Origin of the sequence: Micrococcus sp. HSID17227 (genome assembly GCF_003989405.1) — a bacterium.
GTDB classification, from domain to species: Bacteria; Actinomycetota; Actinomycetes; order Actinomycetales; family Micrococcaceae; genus Micrococcus; species Micrococcus luteus.
Genome location: NZ_RBLN01000297.1, coordinates 1 through 2,398 on the forward strand (window position 1 = coordinate 1; position 2,398 = coordinate 2,398).

General features: G+C 73.1%; 3 protein-coding genes and 2 pseudogenes. 2 read left to right on the top strand and 3 right to left on the bottom strand.

The annotated features are described in order from the left end of the window. A pseudogene (locus D8M29_RS10980) lies at positions 1-176 on the bottom strand (IS256 family transposase); the annotation flags it as partial. A 294-nt stretch (positions 177-470) separates the two neighbouring features. Here D8M29_RS10980 and D8M29_RS10985 point away from each other — a divergent pair. After that, a complete protein-coding gene (locus tag D8M29_RS10985) occupies positions 471-1,025 on the top strand; it encodes an SRPBCC family protein (RefSeq protein ID WP_036339559.1) in 555 nt (184 codons plus the stop codon). 148 nt (positions 1,026-1,173) lie between these two features. On the opposite strand, the gene D8M29_RS10990 is transcribed toward D8M29_RS10985, so the two are convergent. Beyond that, on the bottom strand, positions 1,174-1,491 hold the full coding sequence (locus tag D8M29_RS10990; RefSeq protein ID WP_036316747.1) for a putative quinol monooxygenase: 318 nt from the start codon (positions 1,489-1,491) through the stop codon (positions 1,174-1,176). Continuing rightward, positions 1,488-1,928, bottom strand: coding sequence for a hotdog fold thioesterase (locus D8M29_RS10995; protein ID WP_036316750.1), 441 nt, complete (start codon positions 1,926-1,928; stop codon positions 1,488-1,490). Before D8M29_RS10995 ends, D8M29_RS10990 begins: the two co-directional genes overlap by 4 nt. Before the next feature lie 48 nt (positions 1,929-1,976). On the opposite strand from D8M29_RS10995, the pseudogene D8M29_RS11000 reads away from it, so the two are divergent. Next, positions 1,977-2,398, top strand: a pseudogene (locus D8M29_RS11000) (alpha/beta hydrolase); the annotation flags it as partial.

The following is a 2,398-nucleotide window of genomic DNA, read 5'->3' on the forward strand; positions in this document are numbered from 1 at the left end:
TGAGCAGTGCGCGAGGAGCTGGGCTTGCCCCATTCGGCACCGACCACCGCGTCGGCATCCGCGGACAGCAAGGTGTTGATCATGGTCTGCAGCAGATGGCGCATCATGTCCGGGGACGCTTCAGACAGGGCTTCTCCGAGCAGGCCGGCAGGGTCGAGAATATGAGGAGCGGTCATCGTGATGACTCCATTCGAGGATTCTGTGGAAGGTTGACTCGACGGATCACACGGTGGCCGCGACCACGTCTGAGACGACACGCCCGACCACCGGGCGCTACACCACTATGCGGGACTCAACTCCTGCGGGGCGGGGCCCACTCGTCTCATCTCAGCCCGGTACGGATGTCAAGAACCTCATGACCCACAACACCTAGGCCCGGGGTGGGCCCCGGCAAGAGTGCTGTGGTGTCCCGCCGAGGGGTGCCGTCGCCTCCGCTTCCGGTGTCCGCGGCAGTTCCTAGAATGGGCGACATGAGCACCGAGCCGACCCCCTCGTCCGCCACCCCCGAGACCGAGTCCGCCGCGCCGTCGTCGTCCGGGCTGCCGCAGGCCGCCCCGCAGGCGGCGTGGCCCGAGCGCGTGGAGACCGGCGAGCACCAGGTGTCCTACCGGGCCACCGTGGCCGCGCCGGCGCACGAGCTGTGGGCGATGCTCGCGGACCCGCACCGCCATCACGAGGCGGACGGGTCCGGGACCGTGCGGCCGAAGGTGAGCGGGCCGCACCGGCTGGCCGTGGGCGACCGGTTCCGCGTGGCCATGCGGAAGTACGGGGTGCCGTACACGATGACGCTGACCGCCACCGCCGTGGACGAGGACGAGCTCGTGGAGTGGGCCCACCCGGGCGGACACCGGTGGCGCTGGGCGTTCCAGGACAACGGGGACGGCACCACCGAGGTCACCGAGACCTTCGACTACTCGTGGGCCCGGCCGGCCGTGCGCCGCGCGTACGAGCTGCTGCGCGTGCCGGCGGACAACGGGCGGGGCATCCAGTCGAGCCTCACGCGGCTGGCGGGCCGCCACCTCTGAACCGACCGCGTCTCCGCACTTTCGTTCGGGAAACGGCGGCGTGTCGGCGCACTTTCGTGCGGGAAAAGGTCAGCCCTCGCGCCGTTTCCCGAACGAAAACGCGCTGACGACCGCCGTTTCCCGAACGAAAGCGGGGGGGGTGCGGGGGTCAGACGGCGGACCAGTGGGTCGCGGCCGGCAGCTGCGCCAGGTGCGGGGTGACGAGCGCACGCCACGCGAGGAACGAGTCGGACTCGCGGAAGGCCACGGTGTGGTCCTCGAGCGTGCGCCAGCCGATCAGCAGCCGGTAGCGCGCCGGGTCCTCCACCTGCCGGGACAGCGCGAAGGACGTCGCGCCCCCGTCCCGGAACAGCGGCTCGGCCTCGGCGACGGCGGCCTCGAACGCCGCCTCCGCCCCCGCCGCCACGTGCAGCTCCACCGACTCGATGACCGGACCGGCCGTCGTCGCGCCCTGCCCGGCGCTCACGCGTGCACCCGCGGGCTCGTGGAGTGGCCGGTGAACCAGGCTGCGAGCTGGCCGTCCGCCTCGATGCCGACCTCGATCATGCGGTCGCGACCGAACTCCACCGACTGGCGGGCGGTCGCCACGAGGTGCGCGCCGAGCCTGGCGGGCGCCACGTAGGTGATCTCGGCGCGCCGGGTGACGGGGGCGGCGCCGAAGGTCGCCACGCAGTACGCCAGCGCCGAGTCCGCGAGGTGGAACAGGAAGCCGCCGTGGCAGATCTCGTGGGAGTTCACCATGTCCGCGGTGACGTCGCGGTGCAGCACCACGCGGCCCTCGGCCACCTCGCCGAGGGTAACGCCGTGCTCGCGCACCGCGGGGTCGTTCGCGTAGATCTCCTCGAGGCGGGCGAGGATCTCGTCCCGGCTCTGGCCGGACGAGCTCTGGGGGGTCTCAGTCATGGGCCCATTGTGTCGCAGGTCGCGCCGCCCCGCGCCTAGGGTGGCGGCGTGACGCAGACCACCTCCACCCCCGCGCGCCTCCGCGCCCGCGACGGCTTCGTGCTCGCGGCCCGCCACTTCGCCCCCACGACGGCGCCCCAGGCCCGGCCCGCCGGCGCGGTGGTGATCGCCCCCGCGACCGGGGTGAAGGCCACGTACTACCGGCGCTACGCCGAGTTCCTCGCCGGCCACGGGTTCCACGCGGTCACGTCCGACTACCGGGCGGTCAGGGAGTCCCGCGAGCCGTTCGCCGTGGCCCGGCAGGCGCGGTGGGCGGACTGGCGCGCCCTCGACGCGGACGCCGTGCTCGGCTGGGCCCGGACGCACCTGCCCGGCCCCCTCCTGACGGTGGGCCACAGCTACGGCGGGTTCGGCATCGGGCTCGCGGACGAGGCGCGTCACGTGGCCCGCCATGTGGCCGTCGGGGGGCA

Excerpts from the sequence above, each read along its gene's own strand:
- D8M29_RS10995 (WP_036316750.1), bottom strand. The coding sequence starts at position 1,928 with ATGACTGAGACCCCCCAGAGCTCGTCCGGCCAGAGCCGGGACGAGATC.
- D8M29_RS10985 (WP_036339559.1), top strand. The coding sequence starts at position 471 with ATGAGCACCGAGCCGACCCCCTCGTCCGCCACCCCCGAGACCGAGTCC.